This is a genomic window from Streptomyces sp. SAI-170 (assembly GCF_049739565.1).
Classification (GTDB): Bacteria; Actinomycetota; Actinomycetes; order Streptomycetales; family Streptomycetaceae; genus Streptomyces.
Window position 1 is genome coordinate 2,447,790 of record NZ_JBMGQD010000001.1, and the last position, 22,708, is coordinate 2,470,497.

A 22,708-nucleotide genomic window follows, 5' to 3' on the forward strand; every position below is an offset into this window, starting at 1 on the left:
CGCAGTTCCCCGCGCCCCTGGCGGCATGCACCGAGGCGGTGACATGAGTTCCGGGTGGGCGCGGGTACCGTGATCACGTCCGGTCGTACGAATCCCGAGGACCACTGCCGTGCCGTTTCTGCGCAGAAGAAGCCTGCTCGCCTCCGCGGCCGGAGGCGTCCTGCTGGTCGGGTGCACCTCCGACGGCGAGGACCGGGACTCGGCCACCGGGGGGAGTCCGGCAGTGGGTGAGCGGGTACGCGTGCGTGCCGCCGCCGACAGTGCCGACCTGGTCGAGCGGTACGACGCCGTCCTCGCGGCCCATCCCGCGCTGGCCGAGCGCGTCCGGCCCTTGCGGGAGGAGACCGCGCGGCATGTGACCGCCTTCGGAGGCGTACGGCGCTCCCCGCGCCCCTCGTCGACACCGGCCCCGGTCACCCCCGAGGACGCCCTCGCCGGGCTGGCCGCCGCCGAGCGGGGGCTCGCCGACCGGCGGGCCGAGGCGTTGCTGGGGGTGCCCGGTGAGCTGGCGCGGCTGCTGGCGTCCGTGGCCGCCGCCGGAGCCGCGCACGCGTATCTGCTGACCCTGGCGCCGACGGAGGGCCACGCATGAGCCAGAAGGACGAACTGACCGCGGTGCAGGCCGCCCTGGCCGCCGAGCACGCCGCCGTCTACGGCTACGGAGTGGTCGGCGCGCGCATCGGCGAGGGCCGCCGCACCGAGGCACGCACGGCCTACGACGCCCACCGCAGCCGGCGCGACAGCCTGGGCCGCGAGGTGCGGGACCTGGGCGGTGAGCCGGTCGCGGCGGCGGCCGGGTACGCACTGCCGTTCCCGGTGAGCGACGCGGAGTCGGCGGTGCGGCTCGCCGCCGAACTGGAGGAGCGCGTGGCGGGGGTCTACTCCGACCTGGTGCGGGCGTCGACCGGCGAGCGCCGGGCCTCGGCCGCGCTGGCGCTGCGGGAGGCCGCGGTGCGCGCGGTGCGCTGGCGCGGCGGGAGCGTAGCCTTCCCTGGGCTCGCCGAGCGGTCTTCCGGGACCTCGGCCGCGCCTACGGGGTGACGGTTACGGGAAAGGACAACTCGCGCATGGCTTTCGAACCGCCGCGGCGTCTGGTCAGGGCGCTCGGTGAGAGCGCGCCGGACGGTGACGACTGGTTGGACAAGCTCCCCGAGACGCTCGACCGTGCCGTCGCGCTACGCGAGTTGACCGTGGACCGGATCCAGGTGCCCGGCGGCCGCAGCAGCCTGGTGGTGCTGGTGCGCCGGGCCGACGGGACGCCCGCGGTGCTGAAGCTGGCCCCGCCGCGCGCGCGGCCGGGCAGCGAGCGGGCCGCGCTGGCGCACTGGGCCGGACGGGGCACCGTACAACTGCTCGACGAGGACGGGACGGAAGGTGTGCTGCTGCTGGAGCGGCTGCATCCGGACGTCTCGGTGCGGTCGCTGCCGGAGGCGAAGGCGCTGCTGGAGGCGGCGGGGACGCTGCGACGGCTGTGGGTGGAACCGCCGGAGGGAGACGTCTTCGCGACGGTCGCGGAGCGGACCGGGCGGCAGGCGCGGGCCATGCGGGCGAGCGCGGACGCCGACGCCGAGCTGGTGCCGTTGGTCGACGCGGCGCTCGCGGTGCGCGAGGAGCTGCTGGAGGCGCCGCCGGAGCACCGGCTGCTGCACGGCACGTTCCGGCAGTCCAAGGTGCTCGCGGGCGAGCGGATGCCGTGGCTGGCCGTCGGGCCGGACCCGCTGGTCGGCGAGTGCGCCTTCGATCTGGCGCGGCTGGTCCGGGACCGGGTGGAGGACCTGATCGCCTCCCCGTCGGGCGCGGCGACGACCCGGCGCCGGGTGAAGCGGCTCGCGGAGTCGCTGGACGTGGACCAGGAACGGCTGCGGGGCTGGACCCTGTTCCGGGCCGTGGAGTCGGGCGTGCGGGCGCGCAGGGTGGGACGGCCGCAGGACGCCGAGCTGCTGCTGGAGTTCGCGAGCTGGCTGTGAGACACGGAAGGTGCGGGTTCCCGGACCGGGAACCCGCACCTTCTGGCTGCCTTACGCGGTGAGGCGCGCGACGGCCTCCTCGACCGTCAGCTCCTCGCGCTCGCCCGTCCTGCGGTCCTTCAGCTCGACGACGCCCTCGCCCGCGCGGCGGCCCGCGACGAGGATCTTCGGTACGCCGATCAGCTCCGAGTCGGTGAACTTCACGCCCGGGGACACCCCGGCCCGGTCGTCGACCAGGACGCGCAGGCCGGCCGCGGCCAGCTTGTCGGAGACGTCGAGGGCCAGCTCGGTCTGCAGGGCCTTGCCCGCGGCGACGACGTGGACGTCGGCCGGGGCGACCTCGGCGGGCCAGCACAGGCCCTTGTCGTCGGCGGTCTGCTCGGCGAGGGCGGCCACCGCGCGGGAGACGCCGATGCCGTAGGAGCCCATGGTGACGCGGACCGGCTTGCCGTTCTGGCCGAGGACGTCCAGCTTGAGCGCGTCGGTGTACTTGCGGCCCAGCTGGAAGATGTGGCCGATCTCGATGGCGCGGTCCAGCTTCAGGCCGGTGCCGCACTTGGGGCACGGGTCGCCGTCCTGGACGACCACGACGTCGACGTACGCGTCGACCTCGAAGTCGCGGCCCGCGACGACGTTCTTCGCGTGCATGCCCTCCTTGTTGGCGCCGGTGATCCAGGAGGTACCGGGGGCCACGCGCGGGTCGGCGAGGTACGTCACCTTGTCCAGGCCCTGCGGGCCGACGTAGCCGCGGACCAGATCGCGGCGCTCGGCGAAGTCGGCCTCGGTGACCATCTCGACGGTCGCGGGGGCGAAGTGCGCCTCGACCTTGTCCATGTCGACCTCGCGGTCGCCGGGCACGCCCACGGCGACGATCTCGCCGTCGACCTTCACCAGGAGGTTCTTCAGCGTGGCGGAGGCCGGGACGCCGAGGGAGGCGGCCAGGGTCTCGATGGTCGGGGTGTCCGGGGTGGGGATGTCCTCGGCGGCGGGCACCGCGGAGCCGTCGACCGGCTTCAGCTCGTACGTGATCGCCTCGGTGTTCGCCGCGAAGTCGCAGTTGGGGCAGTCGGCGAAGGTGTCCTCGCCGGCCTCGGCCGGGGCCAGGAACTCCTCCGACTTCGAGCCGCCCATGGCACCGGCGGTGGCGGCGCAGATGCGGTAGTCGAGGCCGAGGCGCTCGAACACGCGCTGGTAGGCCTCGCGGTGCAGGGCGTAGGACTTGGCGAGGCCCTCGTCCTCCAGGTCGAAGGAGTACGAGTCCTTCATCAGGAACTCGCGGCCGCGCAGGATGCCGGCGCGGGGGCGGGCCTCGTCGCGGAACTTCGTCTGGATCTGGTACAGGATGACCGGCAGGTCCTTGTAGGACGAGCACTGGTCCTTCACCAGCAGGGTGAAGATCTCCTCGTGGGTCGGGCCGAGGAGGTAGTCGCCGCCCTTGCGGTCGTTGAGGCGGAACAGCTCGGCGCCGTACTCGTCCCAGCGGCCGGTCGCCTCGTACGGCTCACGCGGCAGCAGCGCGGGGAGGGAGACCTCCTGGGCGCCGATGGCGTCCATCTCCTCGCGGACGATGCGCTCGACGTTGGTGAGGACCTTCTTGCCGAGGGGCAGCCAGCTCCAGATGCCGGCGGCCGTGCGGCGGACGTAGCCGGCGCGCACGAGGAGCTTGTGGCTGAGGACCTCGGCGTCCGCCGGGTCGTCGCGCAGGGTCTTCGCCATCAACTGGGACATGCGCTGGACCGGTGCGTTGGCCATGGTTCTCGTACTCCTGCCGGGTAAGGGTGATGGCTAGGAGGTTAGCCGGGGGGTGGGGGGCTGCGGAAATCGGTTAGCGGGGGCGGCGCAGCGGAAGCGGGGCGCCCATGACGGCGTACGGCTTGGGCGCGCTCGGGAAGTGGACGCGGCGGGCCAGGTCGACGTAGCCGAGGGAGTGGTAGAGGCCGCGGGCGGGGCTGTCGGTGTCGATCGCCGAGAGGATGGAGCGGGGTTCGGCAGCGCTGTCGGTGATCGTGGTGATCAGGGTCCGGCCGATGCCGCGGTTCTGGTACGCCGGGTGGACGTGGAGCTCGGTGATGACGAAGGAGTCGTCGAGCCAGGTCTCGTTGCCCTCGGCGCGGAGGTAGGGCTCCACCACGGTGGACCACCAGTGGGCGCGGTCGTTGGGCATGCCGTAGATGAACCCGACGAGCTGGCCCCGGCTGGTCGCGCCCAGCGCTCGCGCGCCCGGGTAGGTCATGTGGCGCAGGACGATCTGGCGGCGGACCGCCACCTCGTCCGCGTCCAGATCGAAGGCGACCGCTTGGACCGCGAGGGCCTCGTCGACGCGAGCGGACAGGTCCAGAGGGCCGATGGCGAGGTCCATGCCGGGGAGCCTACAGGGGTCAGAACAGCACGCTCATGAAAGCGCCGACCTCTTCGAAGCCCACCCGCTTGTACGTGCGCCTCGCCGCCGTATTGAAGTCGTTGACGTAGAGGCTGGCCACCGGGGCCACGTCCGCCAGGGCGTAGGCGAGGACCGCCGCCATGCCCGGGGCCGCGAGGCCCTTGCCGCGGTACTCGGGGGCCACCCAGACGCCCTGGATCTGGCAGGCACGGTCGGTCGCGGCGCCGATCTCCGCCTTGAACATGACCTTGCCCCGCTCGTCGAGGCGGGCGAAGGAGCGGCCGGTGCCGACGAGTTCGGCGACGCGGGCCTGGTAGAGCAGGCCGCCGTCGCCGGCGAGCGGGGAGACACCGACCTCCTCGGTGAACATGGCGACGCACGCCGGCATGATCGTCTCCATCTCGTCCTTGCGGACGCGCCGGACGTACGGGTCCGGGGTGATGTCGGCCGGCATGCGGTCGGTGACCATCAGGGGCTGGCGGGCGCGGACGTCGCGGGCCGGGCCCCAGTGCGGTTCGAGCAGCCGCCACAGCTCGGCGGTCTGCTCGGCGGGGCCGACGATCGAGGAGCAGCGGCGGCCGGACCTTCTGGCCCGGTCGCCGAAGGCCCGGAGGGCACGCGGGGTGGCGCAGATGGGGACGAGGTTGGCGCCCGCGTAGCACAGGGAGGTGAGCAGGCCGTCCTCGTACCAGCCCCACATCTCGCCGCCGAGGCGCCAGGGGTCCAGGCCGGCGACCTGGACCCGGGACGTCACGAAGGCGTTCACCACGGGTTCTCTGTCGAGGACGGCGAGTGCGGCGTCCAGGTCACTCGGTTCGAGGACCCGGGAGGTGGTCTGGGTCAACACGTGCGGGCCTCATCGTGGGGTTCTGCTGGTCTCCGCACTATAGCTGCGCGTGCTGAGCCGTGCGCCTTCCCATCTGCGGGGCTGAGCTTCGTCGGCGGGTTTCCGTGCGTCGTGGCTTGTCGCGCAGTTCCCCGCGCCCCTTGAGGGACACGTCCCCGCAGCTCCTGAAGAGGTTCAGCCCGCCACCGACACCGACGGCTCGCCGGACGGGACGCCCTCGTCCTGCATCTGTTCGGCGATCTTCATCGCTTCTTCGATGAGGGTCTCGACGATCTTGGACTCGGGGACGGTCTTGATGACCTCGCCCTTGACGAAGATCTGGCCCTTGCCGTTGCCGGAGGCGACGCCGAGGTCGGCCTCGCGGGCCTCGCCGGGGCCGTTGACGACACAGCCCATGACGGCGACGCGGAGGGGGACCTCCATGCCGGTGAGGCCGGCGGTGACCTCTTCGGCGAGCTTGTAGACGTCGACCTGGGCGCGGCCGCAGGACGGGCAGGAGACGATCTCGAGGCCGCGCTGCTTGAGGTTGAGGGACTCCAGGATCTGGTTGCCGACCTTGACCTCCTCGACCGGCGGCGCGGAGAGGGAGACGCGGATCGTGTCGCCGATGCCCTGGGACAGCAGGGCGCCGAACGCGACGGCCGACTTGATCGTGCCCTGGAAGGCCGGGCCCGCCTCGGTGACGCCGAGGTGGAGGGGGTAGTCGCACTGGGCGGCGAGCTGGCGGTAGGCCTCGATCATCACGACCGGGTCGTTGTGCTTGACCGAGATCTTGATGTCGCGGAAGTCGTGCTCCTCGAAGAGGGAGGCCTCCCACAGGGCGGACTCGACGAGGGCCTCGGGGGTGGCCTTGCCGTACTTCTGGAGCAGGCGGCGGTCGAGGGAGCCGGCGTTGACGCCGATGCGGATCGGAGTGCCGTGGTCCCGGGCGGCCTTGGCGATCTCCTTGACCTTGTCGTCGAACTGCTTGATGTTGCCGGGGTTCACACGGACCGCGGCGCAGCCCGCCTCGATCGCGGCGAAGACGTACTTCGGCTGGAAGTGGATGTCGGCGATGACCGGGATCTGCGACTTGCGCGCGATGGTGGCGAGGGCGTCGGCGTCGTCCTGCGTGGGGCAGGCGACCCGGACGATCTGGCAGCCGGACGCGGTCAGCTCCGCGATCTGCTGGAGGGTGGCGCCGATGTCGGACGTACGGGTCGTCGTCATGGACTGGACCGAGACCGGGGCGTCGCCGCCGACCGCCACGGAGCCGACCTGGATCTGCCGGCTCTTGCGGCGCTCGGCGATCTTGGTCGGAACGGACGGCATGCCGAGAGAAATCGCAGTCATCTGCTGTGCAACCCCAAGTCGTGGATCAAGGTCCGGACCCGTATCTGCGGCGGGCTCCAGGCTTCGAGATTACGGCACGCACCCCGGCCCGATCACATCCCGCCCGGCAATGCCACCCGATGGGAGGCGGCCGGACACAGAGAGTGCCCGACCGCCGTGAACCGCGGGTGTCTACGAGATGCGCACCGGGTTGACCACGTCCGCGATCAGGACCAGCACCGTGAAGCAGACGAAGATCCCGGCGACCACATAGGCGACCGGCATCAGCTTCGCCACGTCGAACGGGCCGGGGTCGGGGCGGCGCAGCACCCGGGCGGTGCCCCGGCGCAGCGACTCCCACAGGGCGCCCGCGATGTGGCCGCCGTCCAGGGGCAGCAGCGGCAGCATGTTGAACAGGAACAGCGAGAGGTTGAATCCGGCCAGCAGGAACACGAACATGGCGAGCTGCTGGGAGGCCGGGATGTCGAGCGTGGCGATCTCGCCGCCGACCCGGGCCGCGCCGACGATGCCCATCGGGGAGTCCTGCTCGCGCGGTCCGTCGCCGAAGGCGGCGTCCCACAGGGCGGGGATCTTGGAGGGCAGGGCGACGAGGGAGTCGACGGCGTCACCGACGCGGTCGCCCATCCAGGTCATGGAGTCGCCGAAGCCCAGGGTCTCGACGCCCTCGGCGGCGCTGAAGCCGAGGAAGCCGGCCTTGACGTACTCGCCCTGGACGTAGGCGCCGCTGGAGTCCTTCTTGGTGACCAGGTTGGTGGCGATCTTCGCGTGCAGGGTGACTTCCTGCCCCTTGCGGTCGACGACGATCGCCACTTCCTTGCCCGCGCTGTCGCGGATGAGGTCGGAGAGGGTGTTCCAGTCGTCGGTGCGGTGTCCGTCGAAGGCGACGATCCTGTCGCCGGCCTTCATGCCCGCGGCCTCGGCCGGGGAGGCCGGGTCGGACTTCTTGCACTCGTCGCGCTTCTCGCTCTGGGAGATCACGCACGGGGAGACCGAACTGACGGTGGTGGTCTGCTGCTGGATGCCGAAGCCCATCAGCACGGAGAGGAACAGGCCGAAGGCGAGGACGAGGTTCATGAACGGGCCCGCGAACATCACGATGACCCGCTTCCACGGCTTGCGCGTGTAGAAGAGGCGGTTCTCGTCACCCGGCTTGAGCTCCTCGAAGGCGGCCGAGCGGGCGTCCTCGATCATGCCGCGCCAGGGCGAGGTCGACCGGGCCTCCAGCTTGCCGTCGGGGCCTGGCGGGAACATGCCGATCATGCGGATGTAGCCGCCGAACGGGATCGCCTTGACGCCGTACTCGGTCTCGCCCTTCTTCCGCGACCAGATGGTCGGGCCGAAGCCGACCATGTACTGCGGCACGCGGATGCCGAACAGTTTGGCCGTGGAGAGGTGGCCCAGCTCGTGCCACGCGATCGAGAACAGCAGGCCGACCGCGAAGACCACTATGCCGAGGATGAACATCAGGGTCGTCATGCACGGGCCTCCGCCGTCTGTGCCGTCAGTTCCCGGGCTCGGGTGCGCGCCCAGGTCTCCGCTTCGAGGACGTCCGACACGGTCAGCGAAGTTCCCGCCCCCGGCGTGCCGTGCTCCTCGACGACCCGGGTGACGGTCTCCATGATCCCGTTGAAGGGCAGCGCACCGGCCCGGAAGGCCTCCACGCACTCCTCGTTGGCGGCATTGAACACCGCCGGGGCGGTCCCCGCGAGCTCGCCCACGTGCCGGGCGAGGTTCACCGACGGGAAGGCGTCATTGTCGAGCGGGAAGAACTCCCACGTCGAGGCCGTGCTCCAGTCGAAGGCGGGCGCCGCGTCGGGCACGCGCTCCGGCCAGCCCAGGCCGATGGCGATCGGGCCGCGCATGTCGGGGGGCGTGGCCTGCGCCAGGGTCGATCCGTCCGTGAACTCCACCATCGAGTGAACATACGACTGGGGGTGGACGACGACCTCAATGCGGTCGAAGGGAATGTCGTAGAGCAGGTGCGCCTCGATGACCTCCAGGCCCTTGTTGACCAGGGTCGCGGAGTTGATCGTGATCACCGGGCCCATGGCCCAGGTGGGGTGCGCGAGGGCGTCCTCGACGGTGACGTGCGCGAGCTGTTCCTTCGTACGGCCGCGGAAGGGGCCGCCGGATGCGGTGACGACGAGCTTGCGGACATCGGCGCGGGTGCCGGCGGCGAGGGCCTGGAAGAGGGCGGCGTGCTCGGAGTCGACCGGGATGATCTGGCCGGGCTTGGCGCGCTCCTTGACCAGCGGGCCGCCGACGATGAGCGACTCCTTGTTGGCGAGCGCCAGGGTGCGGCCCGCCTCCAGCGCGGCGAGGGTCGGGGCGAGGCCGATGGAGCCGGTGATGCCGTTCAGGACCGTGTGGCAGTCGGAGGCGGCCACCTCCGTGGCCGCCTGCGGTCCCGCGAGGATCTCGGGGAGCGGCTCGCCCGTGCCGTACTCGGCGGCCAGCGCCTCGCGCAGTGCCGGTACGACGTCCTCGCGGGCCACCGCGACCGTACGCACCCGCAGGCGGCGGGCCTGCTCGGCGAGCAGGGCGACCCGGCCGCCGTTGGCGGACAGGGCGGTCACCCGGAAGCGGCCGGGGTTGCGCAGGACGAGGTCGATGGCCTGCGTGCCGATCGAGCCGGTGGACCCGAGGATCACCACGTCCTTCGGCCCGTCTCCCACGACGGGGTCGTAGACGAGGTGCGGATCGGCGAGGGGGGCTGGGCTGTCGCTCATGCCCCCCATTCTTCCCGTACCCGGACCCCGGATGTGCTCAAGGGGTGCGCTCACGCCGTGGTGCGCCGGAACTTCTCCCACTGCGCGTCGACGACGTCCTGCGGTACGCCGCCGAAGTCCTCGGTCCCGAGCATGTCGGCCCGGAAGGAGAGGGTGGTCGAGCCGGAGCGGACGACCGTGAGGTAGTCGTACAGCCGGATGTCCGCGTCCTCGACGTCCTGTGTGGTGATGCGGAACGCGTACGCCTCGTCGCCGACGGCGGGCGCCTGGAGCGTCTCGACCTGCACGACCTCGGCGTCGACGAGCGCGCGCTCCTCGGTGAAGCCGTCCGCGCACTCCTCGCCCGCCTTGCCGAGCGCCTCCATGACGGCGGCCGCGTCCTGGCCGTCGTAGGAGCGCAGGTGCAGGTCGATGTCGATGCCCGGGTCGGCGGAGGGGTCCGAGACGTCACGGGCGATCTCGGCGACGGGGTCGTGCGCGGTCGCGCCCTCGGTGAGGCTGACGAGCGGCTGGCAGACCTCCGGCTGGGCGGTGTACTCGTCGCTCAGCGCGGCGACGGGCTCCTGCGCGGTGTACGCCCCGACGTCGCCCTCGGCGAGGGCGGCGGCCAGGAGCTGGGCCTCGGTGAGCGGCTTCGCGCCCGCGTCCTGCCCTGCCCCGTCGTCGCCCCCGCAGGCGGCCGTCGTCATGAGGACGGCCGCCGCGAGTGCGGCGGCCGCTCCGTGTCGTGCCCGTGTGCTGCGCATCCCCACCCCTGAGTTCACGTGCGGTTGATCAATCAGTGGCTGATTGTGCACCACACGTAAGGGTGAGGGGTGCCGGGGATTCAGCGGATCGAGCGGTGGACGTTCTCCCTCGTGGACGGGCCTGGGGTGGCGTCGGCGATCCACGGGCCGTCGTCCGAGGGGTCGAGGATTCCTTCCTCCAGCCAGGTGTAGGTGCCCGACAGGACGCCCTTGACGACCTGGCGGTCGATGTCGTCGGTGTTGGTCCACAGGCGGTCGAAGAGGGTGTCGACGCGGATGCGGGCCTGGCGGCAGAAGGTGTCGGCGAGCTGGTAGGCCTCGCGGCCGTGGTCGCCCCGGCTGCGCAGCAGCTCGGCGCGGACGCAGGCGGCGCTCATGGCGAAGAGCTCGGCGCCGATGTCGACGATCCGGGCGAGGAAGCCCTGCTTGGTCTCCATGCGGCCCTGCCAGCGGGACATGGCGTAGAAGGTGGAGCGGGCGAGTTTGCGGGCGTGCCGTTCGACGTAGCGCAGGTGGCCGGAGAGGTCGACCTCGTGGCGGAACTCGCCGTAGGAGACGGGGAGTTGACCTGCGCCCGCGACGAGTTTCGGCAGCCACTTGGCGTAGAAGACGCCCGCGTTCGCGCCTGCCTTCGCCTTGTCGGACAGGGACTTGTCGGGGTCGATGAGGTCGCCCGCGACGCTGAGGTGGGCGTCGACGGCCTCTCGGGCGATGAGCAGGTGCATGATCTCGGTGGAGCCCTCGAAGATGCGGTTGATGCGCAGGTCGCGCAGCATCTGCTCGGCCGGCACGGCGCGTTCGCCGCGGGCGCGCAGGGAGGCGGCGGTCTCGAAGCCGCGGCCGCCGCGGATCTGGACGAGTTCGTCGGCCATCAGCCAGGCCATCTCGGAGCCGTAGAGCTTGGCGAGGGCGGCCTCGATGCGGATGTCGTTGCGGTCCTCGTCGGCCATCTGGGAGGAGAGGTCCAGGACCGCCTCCAGGGCGAAGGTGGTGGCCGCGATGAAGCTGATCTTGGAGCCGACCGCTTCGTGCAGGGCGACCGGTTTGCCCCACTGCTCGCGGACCGCGGACCACTCGCGGGCGATCTTCAGGCACCACTTGCCGGCGCCCACGCACATCGCGGGCAGCGAGAGCCGGCCGGTGTTGAGGGTGGTCAGGGCGATCTTCAGTCCGGCGCCCTCGGGGCCGATGCGGTTGCCGGCGGGGACGCGGACCCGGTGGAAGCGGGTGACGCCGTTCTCGAGGCCGCGCAGGCCCATGAAGGCGTTGCGGTTCTCGACGGTGACGCCCTCGGAGGCGGACTCCACCACGAACGCCGTGATGCCGCCGGGATGCCCCTCGGACTTCGGCACCCGTGCCATGACGACGAGCAGGTCGGCGATCACGCCGTTCGTGGTCCAGAGCTTCACCCCGTCGAGGACGTACTCGCCCCCGTCGGGCACCGCCATGGTGGCCAGGCGCGCCGGGTCGGAGCCGACGTCCGGCTCGGTGAGCAGGAAGGCGGAGATGTCGGTGCGGGCACAGCGCGGCAGGAAGGTGTCCTTCTGCTCCTGGGTGCCGAAGATCTTCAGCGGCTGGGGCACGCCGATGGACTGGTGGGCGCTGAGCAGCGCGCCGACGGCCGGGCTGACGGAGCCGACCAGGGCGAGGGCCTTGTTGTAGTAGACCTGGGTGAGGCCGAGGCCGCCGTACTTCGGGTCGATCTTCATGCCGAGCGCGCCGAGTTCCTTGAGGCCGTCGACGACCTCGTCGGGGATGCGGGCGTCGCGTTCGACGACCTCCGGGTCGATCTTCGTCTCGCAGAAGTCGCGGAGCTTGGCGAGGAACTCCTCGCCGCGCTGGGCGTCGTCGTCGGCGGGAAGGGGGTGGGGGTGGATGAGGTCGAGTCGGAAGCGCCCGAGGAACAGTTCCTTGGCGAAGCTGGGCTTGCGCCAGTCCTGCTCCCGGGCCGCTTCCGCGACCTGGCGGGCCTCACGCTCGGTGACGTTGCGTGGGGGCGGTGCTGCGGACATGAGGCTCACCTCGCCGCGAAGAGGGATCAAGGGGACCGTGCGTTACCGATCGGTGCTACCGGATCGTTCGTACCCGAAAGCGGACTCCCCCACCAGTCCTCGGGCGGCCGTTCGGCCGATGCGGGCACAAAACAGCTATCGAAGCGCTTCGACTAGCTATGGACACCCACCCGGGCTGGAGCTACTGTCGAACCACCCTCACTCGCCATTGTTCACCCTGCGCACTGTCGAAGCGCTTCACAAAGCTTGGAGAGCTGGATGGTCACCCTCGCCGAGGTCGCCCAGCATGCCGGAGTGTCGGCGAGCACGGTGAGCTATGTCCTCAGCGGCAAGCGGTCCATCTCCGCCACCACCCGGCAGCGGGTCGAGCAGAGCATCCGTGAGCTGGGCTACCACCCGAACGCCGGGGCCCGCGCCCTGGCCGGCAAGCGGTCCAACATCATCGCGCTGATGATCCCGCTGCGTACGGACATGTACGTGCCGGTGATGATGGAGATCGCCATCGCGGTCGCCACCACCGCCCGCACCCATGGCTACGACGTCCTGCTGCTGACCGGCGAGGAGGGCCCCGACGCGGTGCGGCGGGTCACCGGCAGCGGGCTCGCCGACGCGATGATCCTGATGGACGTCGAGCTGGACGACGAGCGGCTGCCGCTGCTGCGCGGCACCGACCAGCCGTCCGTGCTGATCGGGCTGCCCGCCGACACCGAGGGCCTGACCTGCGTGGATCTGGACTGGACCGCGACGGGCGCGCTGTGCGTGGAGCAGCTGGCGATGCTGGGCCACCGCGACATCGCCGTCATCGGCGAGGCGCCCGCGGTCTACGAGCGGCACACCGGCTTCGCCGAACGCACCCTGGACGGACTGCGGTCCCGCGCCAAGGAGCTGGGCGTACGGCTGCTGCACCGGCCCTGCGAGGGCGGGTACGACGCGATGGGCGCCACACTCGCCCGGGTCTTCGACGAACGCCCCGGCACGACCGCCTTCGTCGTGCAGAACGAGTCGGCCGTCGAGCCGCTCCTCGCGCTGCTGCGCCAGCAGGGCCGGGCCGTGCCCGAGGACGTGTCGGTGGTCGCCGTCTGCCCCGACCAGGTCGCCACGCAGGCCTCGGTGCGGCTGACGTCCGTCGCCATCCCCGCCCAGGAGATGGGCCGGCACGCGGTGGAACGGCTGATGGCGAAGCTGGACGGGCGTGAGGGCGACGAAGTCGTGCTGATCGCGCCCGAGTTGACCGTCCGGGCGAGTTCGGGCCCGGCCCCCGCCGCTTCCTGACATCCCCGCCGCTTCCCGACACCCCCACACCCCCGCCCTCTCCGCACGTGTCCGCCCCGCCAGGTACGGGGCATCCCCATGTCCTCAGGAGTACGCCACGTGACTCAGCCTGCCGAAATCCAGCCCAAGGTCAGCCTCGCGCAGTCCTCCCCCACCGTCGGTACGTTCCGTGAGCGGGACGGGGCGCTGGAGTGGAGCGGCCGCCAGGAGACCGTGCGTGTCGAGCCCTGGGGTCCGGACGCGGTCCGGGTGCGCGCCCGGCTCGGCGGACCGGTCCTGGAGGGGCTTCCCGGGGCCCTGCTCGACGAGGCCCCGGCCACGTCGTCGAGCGTGAAGATCGAGGAGGGCCGGGGACGGCTGACCGTCGGCGCGCTCACGGTCGACATCGACGCCGAGGGCCTGATCCGCTTCCTGCGCACGGACGACTCCACCGAGCTGCTCGCCGAGGAACGCGCCCACTTCTGGTGGCCCGGACCCCGCCTCTACACGGCCGTCGGCAACGGCCACCACCGCCTGGAGCAGCGCTTCGCCGCCTACGAGGGCGAGAAGCTGTACGGCCTGGGCCAGCACCAGCACGGCCGGCTCGACCAGAAGGGTCTGGTCCTGGACCTGGTGCAGCGCAACGCCGAGGTGGGCATCCCGGTGCTGACCTCCAGCCGCGGCTACACCCTGCTGTGGAACAACCCGGCGATCGGCCGGGTGGAGCTGGCGCACAACGGCACCCGCTGGGTCGCCGACTCGGCCCGGCAGATCGACTACTGGATCACCGCGGGAGCCCCGGCCGACGCCCAGCGCCGCTACAGCGCGGCCACCGGACGTACGCCGATGCTGCCGGAGTGGGCGGCGGGCTTCTGGCAGTGCAAGCTGCGCTACCGCACGCAGGGCGAACTCCTCGCGGTGGCCAGGGAGTACAAGCGCCGCGGCCTGCCCCTGGACGTCATCGTCTGCGACTTCTTCCACTGGACGCACCTCGGCGAGTGGAAGTTCGACCCGAAGGAGTGGCCGGACCCGGCGGCGATGGTCCGGGAACTGGACGAGCTGGGCGTCAAGCTGGTGGTGAGCGTGTGGCCGTCGGTGTCGCCGCTGAGCGAGAACCACCCGGTCATGGAGCAGCGCGGCTACTTCATCGGCACCCAGTACGGTCCGCTCGCGCATGCCGACTGGCCGGACAAGGAGGTGGCGTCGACGGTCCAGGTGGCCTTCTACGACGCCACGAACCCGGACGCCCGGGAGTTCGTGTGGTCGAAGGTGCGCGACAACTACCTGCGCCCGTACGGCATCACGGCCTTCTGGCTGGACGCCTGCGAGCCCGAGCTGAAGCCCGGTTTCCCGGAGAATCTGCGCTACTGGGCGGGCCCCGGCCTGGAGGTCGGCAACCTCTACCCGGTGGAGAACGCCCGCACCTTCCACGAGGGGCTCCTCGCGGAGGGCGAGTCGGAGGTCGTCACCCTCAACCGCTCGGCGTGGGCGGGCAGTCAGCGCTACGGGGCCGCCCTGTGGTCGGGTGACATCGGCACCGACTTCGCGACGCTGCGCCGGCAGATCGCGGCCGGCCTCAACACCGCGCTGTCCGGCATCCCCTGGTGGAACACCGACATCGGCGGCTTCCACGGCGGCGACCCGGACGACCCGGCCTACCGCGAGGTGATGGTCCGCTGGTTCCAGTTCGGCGCGCTGTCCCCGCTGATGCGCCTGCACGGCTTCCGCGAGCCGGGCATGCCGCTGGGCCCGGAGATGACCGGCGGCCCGAACGAGGTGTGGTCCTACGGCGAGGAGGCCGGGGCCATCATGGAGCAGTACCTGCGGCTGCGCGAGCGGCTCAAGCCGTACGTCCTGAAGGTCATGCGGGAGGCCCACGAGGAGGGCCTGCCGGTGATGCGGCCGCTGTTCCTGGAGTTCCCCGGGGACCAGGCGGCCTGGCAGATCGACGACGCCTATCTGTTCGGCCGGGACCTGCTGGTCGCCCCGGTGCTCACCGCGGGCGCGACGGCCCGGACGGCCTACCTCCCGGCGGGCGCGCGCTGGACGGACGCCTGGACGGGTGCGACGTACGAGGGCGGTACGACGGTGACGGTCGACGCCCCGCTGGAGCGCATCCCGCTGTTCCTGCGCGACGGGGCGGAGCTGCCGATCGCCGGGTGAGACGCGTGGGGCCGGTCCCGTAGGGGAGGGACCGGCCGCACGTCCTGCTTTTCCTTGAGGTCAACTGCTGCTGACGGTCAGGTTGTCGGTGCGGAAGTCCAGTCCGCCGGACGACGAGGTGATCTCGTATCCGAACTGCACGTCACCGATGGTCTCGTTGCCGAACCAGCCCTTGGTGTCCTTGATCCACTTCAGGATCGGCAGGATGTTCACCGTGCCGGAGCTGGAGTCGGAGGTGCGCAGGAACGAGTAGACCTCGTTGGCGCCGTTGTTGCCCTTGTAGACGTTCCAGGTGTGGCCGCCGAGGCTGACGGTGCCCTGGGAGGTGCCGAGCGGGCCGACGGCGCCGTTGTAGTTGACCCACAGCATGATCTCGTGGTCGTAGTCCGTGTCCCAGATGTCGTACGACGTGTTGTACGCGCCGGAGGACGGGACCGTGACGTTGTAGCTGCTGGTCAGCGAGCCGATCGAGGTGATCGTCTTGTTGATCACCTTCTTGGCGTTGGGGTAGGACTTGATGCCGCCGGTGTTCGGGTGGTTCGCCCAGACGCCCCAGTTGGTGCCGGAGTTGGCCCAGACGCACTGGCTGCCGGCGCCGGAGCCCCAGATGTTGTTGTAGAGGGTGTAGCCGTTCAGGCTGGTGTTGCCCCACTGGTCGCAGCTGTTCCAGACGGCGGCCTGGGCGGGGGCGGCGGCGAGGCCGACCGTGGCGCCGAGCGCGAGGGCCGGGGCGAGCAGGGCGGTGAGGACCTTTCCGCGGATACGTCGTGCCATGGTGTCCCTTCCATGGGTGGGGGGAAGTGCGCGGTCACCACGGCCTCAGGCTGAGGACGTGGTCCTCTCCGGCGACGAGGTCGAGCGACAGCCCGTCGCCGGAGGGGGTTCTGAGGTCCACGCGGCAGGTGCGCGTGGGGCGGACGACGGCCCTCGCCTCGTCGCGGCTCCAGACGAGGTCGATCTCGGCGCCGAATCGCGTGCGTACGCCGTTCAGCCGGCCTTCTTCGAGGGCTTCGGGGCGGGCGGGGAGCAGCACGAGCCGGGTCGGGGTCGACTGGACGAGCGCCTCGATCAGTACTGCGGGCAGGGTGTGGGCGGCGTCCGCGTTGTAGACGTCGCGGTGCGGGTAGTGGGCGCTCATCAGGGAGGCGTGGAAGAAGTCGCCGCCGAGCACCTGGGCGAGGGCGTGGGTGACGCGTGCGGGGTCGTTGAGGCGTGCCGCGATCAGCGCGTGGTGGAGGTGGCCGTGCGCGGAGTCGTTCTCGGCGCCGCGCAGGGCGAGGGCCCGGCGGGCGGCCTCGGCCCACTCCGGGGTGTCGTAGGGGGTGATCTCCTCCAGGGGCCAGACACCGTAGAGGTGGCTGAGGTGGCGGTGGTCGTAGGTGTCGTCGAGGCCGGGCCAGGCCCATTCGGCGAGAGCGCCGTCCTCGTTGACGCGGTGGGGCGGGAGGCGGTCGGCGAGTTCACGGAGGCGTGCGGCCCGGTCCGGGTGGTAGTCGGCCGCGGTCAGCAGGGCGTGGCGGGCGGCGGAGAGGTCCATGGCCGCGTTGACGGCACCCCAGCTGCCGTTCGCGGGGCGGTTCTCGGGTGAGTAGGACGGGACGACGACGAGACGGCCGTCGCTGTCGGTCCGGGTGAGGAAGTCCTCGTAGAAGCGGGCGAGTTCGGCGAGGGCCTCGGCCGTGCGCGGGTCCTGGGCACCGCGGGTCTCGTCGTGGTCGACGAGCGGCTTGAGCAGCCAGTCGGCGCCCGCGGTCCACAGGTGCAGGGGGTACTCGCGGGAGAAGTGGTAGGCGTGGCCGGACTCACCGTCGGTGTGCGCGGGGGCGACGATGCCGCGCGCGCCGAAGACGGCTCGGGCGTTGTCCCGCCAGTCGTCGAGCTGGCTGTGGATCAGCCTGGCCTGGGCCTCGGTGACCTCGGGCAGGGCCGCCGCGGCGGCGGAGGCGGTCTGGAGGTTGAGGTTGGCGTCCGTGGTGAACGCGCCCGACCAGGCCGTGTCCCACTCGCCGGTCCACAGGCCGGTCAGGCGGGGCGGCAGCAGTCCGGAGGCGGACAGCAGGTGGTAGCGGCCCGCGGCGAAGAGGCGTTCCAGCAGGGCCGGGCTCTGCGGCCTGGTGAGCAACTCCGAGCCGGGCAGCGCCCGTTCGGCCGGGTCGGCGCCCAGGTCGAGGGTGACGCGGCTGTAGGCGGTGCGGTGCAGGGCGAGATGCCGGTCCAGGAGGGCGTCGTAGGTCTGGGGCAGGTCGCGCAGGGCGCGGAATTCCTCGATCGCGTCCAGTTCGCCGGTGTGCCGGCGCACCCGGGTGAGGAGCAGGACCGACTCGGCGCCCTCGATGTGCGTGCCGGGTGCGGCGAGGGTGGTGGTGCCGCCGGTGACCGCGGCCAGGGTCACTCCGGTGTAGGCGCGGTCGCTGCCGGGGTAGCGGGCGCGCAGGGTGAGGGCCGCGCCGTCGGGGGTGAGGTGGGCGCCGTGGCCGACGCCGAGGCCTGGGGGTACGCCCGGGAGGCGGTGGTCGAGGGCGAGGCCGAGGGTGAGGCCGGGGCCCTCGATGTGCTGGACGATCACGTCGTCGGCACGGGAGACGAAGACGCGGCTGGTCCGGTCGGGGGTGCGGGCGGTGACCTCGCCGGTGGTGAAGTCGACCTCGCGGCGGTAGCTGCCGCTGTGGGTTCCCGGCCGCTTCAGGCGCAGGGCGAAGGCGGGGTGGAAGGGCCGCACCCATTGCAAGGGGCGGCCGTCGGTGAACTCCTCGCCCGCGGTGAGGTCGCCGGCGAGCAGTCTGTCCTGGAGGGCGGGGAGTTCGGCGGCCAGCTCCGGAGGGTGGCGGTGCGTGCCGCCGCCGGGCCGGACCAGGGTGTGGTGGGTGACGATGACCCGGTCGTCGTTCGGGTCGCCGGACACGAGGGCGCCGTGGTGGCCGTTGCCGGTGAGGAAGGAGTCCTCCCAGCGGGCGGCGGGGCGTGGCTCCCAGGTGCCGTGGACAGGTGTGCCGCTCATGGCCTGAGCACCGCCACGCCGTGGCGGCCGAGGGTGATCCGGTCCGTGACCGTCTCGCCGGTCAGCAGGTCGTGGTGGGTGCCCGGCACGGTGACGGTGACCGGCTCGCGGCCGTGGTGGAGCAGGAACAGCAGCTCACCGCGGCGCACGGCCTCGACGTCGGCGGGGAGGCCGTCCAGCACCGGCCGGGCACCCGCCTCGGAGGCGATCCGCGCGAGCAGCCCGCGCAGCGCCTCCGGCTCGGGGAGGGTGGAGAGGTACCAGGCGCGGCCGTTGCGGAGAACGGCGGGCAACCCGTCGAGTTCGCCGGCCTTGTATGCGAGCGTCTCGTCCGCCTCGGCCTCCAGCTCCTCCGACCACAGCGTGCCGCGGAACCCGTCGCACTCCACGGTCTCCCCCGCGTCCAGCGGCCACCACTCGTGCAGCGTGCGGATGCCGAACAGCTCGCGCAGCCTGGCGTCCATGCCGCCGGGGCGCACCCGGTCGTCCTGGTCGGCGACGCCGGTGAGGAAGCCGCAGACGAGGGTGCCGCCCTGGGCGACGTACGCCAGGAGGTTCCCGATCGCCGTGTCGGTGAGCGCGTACGCCTGCGGGACGACGACCAGCTTGTACCGGCCGAGGTCGTGCTCGGGGTGGGCGAAGTCGGTGGTGAGGTGGGCCTGCCACAGGGCGCGGTGCCAGGCGCGCAGGACGTCGGGGTGGTCGGCCTCCGTGGACAGGCGGCCGTCCTGGGTCGCGGCCCACCAGGAGTGCCAGTCGTGCAGGATCGCGACGTCCGCGGTGATGCCGGTGCCGCTGACCTCGTGGAGCCGTCGCAGCTCGGCGCCGATCCGCTTGACCTCCTGGAAGGTACGGCCCTCCTCGCCCGCGTGGCTCACCATGCCGGAGTGGAACTTCTCCGCGCCCTGCCGGGACTGGCGCCACTGGAAGTAGCAGACGGCGTCGGCGCCGCGGGCGACGGCCTGGAGCGACCACAGGCGGTTGAGGCCCCGCGGCTTGGGGTGATTGACACCGCGCCAGTTGACGGGGCCGGCGGCCTGCTCCATCAGCATCCACGGGCCGCGGGCCTGGGAGCGGGTCATGTCCTGGACGAGCGCGCCCTGCTGGGCGCCCAGCCGGTCGCGCGGGTCGGGGTAGAGGTCGACGGAGACGACGTCCTCCTCCTCGGCCCAGCGCCAGGCGTCGACGCCGATCCACAGCGGCATGAAGTTGGTGGTCACCGGGAGGTGCGGGGTGTGCCGGCGGACGATGTCGCGCTCGGCGAGGTAGCACTCCAGGAGCATGTCGGAGGTGAAGCGCCGGAAGTCGAGCACCTGGCTCGGGTTGTTGAGGTAGTGGGCGTGACGCGGGGGCAGGATGCCGTCCCAGGTGTCGTAGCCCTGGCTCCAGAAGGCCGTGCCCCAGGCGGTGTTGAGGGCGTCGAGGGTGCCGTACCGCTCGCGCAGCCAGCGGCGGAAGGCGGCCGCGGCCTCGTCGCCGTGGTCGAAGGTGCAGTACTCGTTGTTGATGTGCCACATCGTGAGGGCGGGGTGGCTCGCGTAGCGGGCGGCGAGGTCCTCGGTGATGGCGGCGGCGTAGCGCCGGTAGGTGGCGCTGGAGTGGGAGAAGTGCTGGCGTCCGCCCCACCACTCGATACGGCCGTCCGCGTCGCGGGGCAGCGTGTCGGGGTGCAGCCGGCCCATCCAGGGCGGTGGGGCGGAGGTCGGGGTGGCCAGGACGACGCCGATGCCGGCCTCGTGCATCAGGTCCATGAGCCGGTCGAGCCAGCCGAAGTCGCGCTCGCCCGGCTGGGGTTCGAGTTTCGCCCAGGAGAAGACGCCGAGGGTGACGGAGTTGACTCCGGCGTCCTTCATCAGCCGGACGTCCTCGTGCCAGGTCTCCTCGGGCCACTGCTCGGGGTTGTAGTCGCCGCCGAAGAGGAGGCGGCCGCGGGTGGCGGTGGCGAGGGTGGCGGGGGCCGAGGTGGGTTCGGTTTCGGGTGCCGGTGTCATGCGGGGTCTCCGTACTGGATGCCGCGGCCGTTGGTGGCGAGGTAGACACGGCCGTACAGCCGGGGGTCGCCGGTGATGGCCTCGCCGGTCCAGCCCCACTGGTGGGCGTCGTCGTTGATGCGGGTCCAGGTCTTGGCCTCGTCGTCGGAGCGCAGGACGGCGGTGCCGCTCTCGGTCGAGCCGACCTGGTAGATCGCGGGGTAGCCGGCGCCGTCGGCGGCCTTGCCGAAGCCGAGGGTGTACGAGGCCCGGCAGCCGGCGACCTTCGCGAAGGAGGCGCCTTGGTCGGTCGACCGGAACAGCCCGTTCCCCTTGGCGCTCAGCCACAGGTCGCCGGACCGTCCGGGGGCCGCGACCAGCTTGAACTGACTGTCACCGGAAGGCAGTCCGGTCGCACGGGCGGTGAAGGAACGGCCACTGTCAGTGCTGGCGTATACCGTTCCTGTGTCGGTGTCGTACGCGTAGAAGAGCGTCGGGTCGGCCGGGTCGGCGACCGGCGTGGCGCCCTTCGGGAAGGAGGAGACCTCGGACCAGGTCGTGCCGTTGTCCGTCGAGCGGTGCGTGGGGTGTTTCGTGCCGTCCCAGTGCACGAAGGACCACAGCAGCGCGCTGCCGTCGGTGTTGGTGGCGATCGGCCCCGGTGCGCTACGGGCGATGTCGGGCTGGGCCGCGAAGGGCGCCCAGGTCCGCCCGCCGTCCTCGGAGTACGCGCCGTTGCCGTGGTCGCCCCAGCCGCTGCGGACGACGTACGCCGCTCTGGCCGCGGCCTGCGCGAGCCCGGTCGCCGACCCGAACACGGGGTTCGCCGCCATGCCGTCCGCCGGAGACGCCGTGAGCAGCTCGTGGTACATCACGCCGATGTCCCCCGACCCACTGAGCAGATGCGCCTCCCCGGCCGGGGGCGCGATCAGCTGCCGTACGGACGTCTCCTCCAGGCCCCGGATCTGCGGGGCCCAGCGCACCAGGTCGCGGGTGCCGTAGAGGGTGGCGCCGGTGCCGTAGACCACGTGCCTGGAGTCGTACGGGTCGACGGCCAGCGCCTGGATCCACCAGCCGAACTTGGGGCTCTTCTCGCCCCACTTGAGATAGGGGGTCTCGGACACATCGAGAACGGCGGAGTCCTTCAGGGACGTCCAGGTGCGGCCGCCGTCGGTGGTGCGGTACAGGGTGTCGACGGCCGCCCAGCGGTTGTTCGTGGACACGACGACCGTGCCGGGCCGGCGGGCGTCCACGGCGACCCCGCCGTAGCCGAAGGTGTCGGCCGACCCGTCGGGCGTGGTGCCGCCGGGCCGCACGGGCGTGACCTCGGTCCATCTCCCGCTGCCCGTGGCCAGCTTGTGCACGCTGCCGTCGGCCTGTCCGTTGGGCCCGGGTGCGTCGGCGTACGTCACATACAGCTCACGGGTGAACCGGTCGTAGGCGGCCCGGACCGGGACCTCGGCGGCGGTGCCGGAGGGCTGCCCGGGGGCGGCGGTCCAGGTGGCCCCGTCGGTGGTGCGGAACAGGTTCGGCCCGGTGCCGCCCGCGTCGCCCCACCCCGCGTACACGGCCCGGCCCGCCGCGACCAGCAGGGTGACGCCCTGCCCGGACGCGCTCGGGGTCGCCGGGAAGCCGGGGGCGGGGGCCCAGGTCGCGCCCCGGTCGGTCGACTTCAGCAGGCCGTCGTGCCGGGTGCCCAGCCACAGGGTGTCGCTCTCGCGCGGGTCGACGAGGAGCCGCTCGCCGCAGCCCCGCCCGTCCTCGTTCGCCCCGAGCTTGACCGGCAGGTCGGTCCGCGCCCAGGTCGCGCCCCGGTCCTCGGACCGCAGCACGGCGCCGTTGCCGGCCCAGGCCTGGGCGTAGGTGCCCAGGGCGAGGTAGAGCCGGTCGGGGTGCGCCGGGTCGACGGCCATCGCCTCCACCCCGAGGAGGTTCCAGTCGTCCCAGCCCAGGTGATCGGTGACCGGCGTCCAGCGGGCCCTGCGGTCGTCCCACCGGTAGGCCCCACCGATGTCCGTCCGCGCGTAGGCGAGCCCGCGCACGGCAGGGTGGAACAACACACCCGCGACGAACCCGGTCCCCCCGATGACGACGTTCCGCCACCGATAGGGGCCGGCGAGGGCGGGCGAGGCCTGGGCGGACGCCGAGAGGGGCAGCGCGGCGAGGGCAGCCGCGGCCGCACTGCCTGCAAGAACGGTTCGCCGAGACGGCCTGGACGCAAGCATGACATCCCTCGCTGTATGAGTAGGTGAAAGGGGAGGTGCCTGTTTCTAGGGGCGCGGGGAACTGCGCGACAAGCCACGACGAACCGGC

17 protein-coding genes are annotated in these 22,708 nt (G+C 71.9%); 5 read left to right on the top strand and 12 right to left on the bottom strand.

Annotated features, from left to right (window positions below; translation table 11 throughout):
* The first annotated feature begins 109 nt into the window (after nt 1–109).
* The 3 genes from RKD23_RS10720 to RKD23_RS10730 are packed head-to-tail and all read left to right on the top strand — an operon-like array spanning nt 110 to nt 1,967.
* Complete coding sequence (locus RKD23_RS10720; RefSeq protein ID WP_424853478.1) at nt 110–592, top strand: hypothetical protein; 483 nt, start codon at nt 110–112, stop codon at nt 590–592.
* Nucleotides 589–1,041, top strand: a complete 453-nt coding sequence (locus RKD23_RS10725; protein ID WP_424853479.1) for a ferritin-like domain-containing protein — start codon at nt 589–591, stop codon at nt 1,039–1,041. Before RKD23_RS10720 ends, RKD23_RS10725 begins: the two co-directional genes overlap by 4 nt.
* 26 nt (nt 1,042–1,067) lie before the next feature.
* Nucleotides 1,068–1,967: an aminoglycoside phosphotransferase family protein gene (locus tag RKD23_RS10730; RefSeq protein WP_424853480.1), complete on the top strand. Its 900-nt coding sequence runs from the start codon at nt 1,068–1,070 to the stop codon at nt 1,965–1,967.
* A gap of 51 nt (nt 1,968–2,018) precedes the next feature.
* Here the strand turns inward: RKD23_RS10730 and RKD23_RS10735 are convergent, their stop codons facing one another.
* The 8 genes from RKD23_RS10735 to RKD23_RS10770 form a co-directional block, all read right to left on the bottom strand.
* Entirely contained in the window at nt 2,019–3,719 is a 1,701-nt protein-coding gene (locus tag RKD23_RS10735; protein ID WP_424853481.1) for a proline--tRNA ligase, read from the bottom strand.
* Between the two features lie 73 nt (nt 3,720–3,792).
* A complete protein-coding gene (locus tag RKD23_RS10740; protein ID WP_424853482.1) occupies nt 3,793–4,326 on the bottom strand; it encodes a GNAT family N-acetyltransferase in 534 nt (177 codons plus the stop codon).
* A 19-nt stretch (nt 4,327–4,345) separates the two neighbouring features.
* A complete protein-coding gene (locus RKD23_RS10745; protein WP_424853483.1) occupies nt 4,346–5,194 on the bottom strand; it encodes a GNAT family N-acetyltransferase in 849 nt (282 codons plus the stop codon).
* A 174-nt stretch (nt 5,195–5,368) separates the two neighbouring features.
* Complete coding sequence (gene ispG, locus RKD23_RS10750; RefSeq protein WP_424853484.1) at nt 5,369–6,526, bottom strand: flavodoxin-dependent (E)-4-hydroxy-3-methylbut-2-enyl-diphosphate synthase; 1,158 nt, start codon at nt 6,524–6,526, stop codon at nt 5,369–5,371.
* 171 nt (nt 6,527–6,697) lie between these two features.
* The gene (locus RKD23_RS10755) at nt 6,698–7,990 is read right to left on the bottom strand and encodes a M50 family metallopeptidase (protein WP_424858213.1); all 1,293 of its coding nucleotides are present in this window, start codon (nt 7,988–7,990) and stop codon (nt 6,698–6,700) included.
* Between the two features lie 8 nt (nt 7,991–7,998).
* Nucleotides 7,999–9,255 carry a 1-deoxy-D-xylulose-5-phosphate reductoisomerase gene (gene dxr / locus RKD23_RS10760; RefSeq protein ID WP_424853485.1) on the bottom strand — a complete coding sequence of 419 codons (1,257 nt, stop codon included), beginning with the start codon at nt 9,253–9,255 and terminating at the stop codon, nt 7,999–8,001.
* A 50-nt stretch (nt 9,256–9,305) separates the two neighbouring features.
* Nucleotides 9,306–10,001: a hypothetical protein gene (locus RKD23_RS10765; RefSeq protein WP_424853486.1), complete on the bottom strand. Its 696-nt coding sequence runs from the start codon at nt 9,999–10,001 to the stop codon at nt 9,306–9,308.
* An 80-nt stretch (nt 10,002–10,081) separates the two neighbouring features.
* Nucleotides 10,082–12,013: an acyl-CoA dehydrogenase family protein gene (locus tag RKD23_RS10770; protein WP_424853487.1), complete on the bottom strand. Its 1,932-nt coding sequence runs from the start codon at nt 12,011–12,013 to the stop codon at nt 10,082–10,084.
* 258 nt (nt 12,014–12,271) lie between these two features.
* Here RKD23_RS10770 and RKD23_RS10775 point away from each other — a divergent pair, with 258 nt between their 5' ends.
* Both RKD23_RS10775 and RKD23_RS10780 read left to right on the top strand, forming a co-directional pair.
* A complete protein-coding gene (locus RKD23_RS10775; RefSeq protein ID WP_424853488.1) occupies nt 12,272–13,285 on the top strand; it encodes a LacI family DNA-binding transcriptional regulator in 1,014 nt (337 codons plus the stop codon).
* Between the two features lie 99 nt (nt 13,286–13,384).
* Complete coding sequence (locus RKD23_RS10780; protein ID WP_424853489.1) at nt 13,385–15,427, top strand: TIM-barrel domain-containing protein; 2,043 nt, start codon at nt 13,385–13,387, stop codon at nt 15,425–15,427.
* 60 nt (nt 15,428–15,487) lie between these two features.
* Here RKD23_RS10780 and RKD23_RS10785 read toward each other — a convergent pair whose 3' ends face one another.
* Genes RKD23_RS10785 through RKD23_RS10800 form a run of 4 tightly spaced genes read right to left on the bottom strand, consistent with a single transcriptional unit; the run spans nt 15,488 to nt 22,620 of the window.
* Nucleotides 15,488–16,201 (bottom strand): glycoside hydrolase family 12 protein, encoded by a 714-nt coding sequence (locus tag RKD23_RS10785; protein WP_424853490.1) that lies wholly within the window; start codon nt 16,199–16,201, stop codon nt 15,488–15,490.
* Nucleotides 16,202–16,235: 34 nt separating this feature from the next.
* The gene (locus RKD23_RS10790) at nt 16,236–18,425 is read right to left on the bottom strand and encodes a glycosyl hydrolase family 95 catalytic domain-containing protein (protein WP_424853491.1); all 2,190 of its coding nucleotides are present in this window, start codon (nt 18,423–18,425) and stop codon (nt 16,236–16,238) included.
* Nucleotides 18,422–20,416, bottom strand: a complete 1,995-nt coding sequence (locus RKD23_RS10795; protein ID WP_424853492.1) for a beta-galactosidase — start codon at nt 20,414–20,416, stop codon at nt 18,422–18,424. The genes RKD23_RS10790 and RKD23_RS10795 overlap by 4 nt, the downstream gene beginning before the upstream one ends.
* Entirely contained in the window at nt 20,413–22,620 is a 2,208-nt protein-coding gene (locus RKD23_RS10800; RefSeq protein ID WP_424853493.1) for a 1,4-beta-glucanase, read from the bottom strand. Before RKD23_RS10800 ends, RKD23_RS10795 begins: the two co-directional genes overlap by 4 nt.
* Between the last annotated feature and the right edge of the window lie 88 nt (nt 22,621–22,708).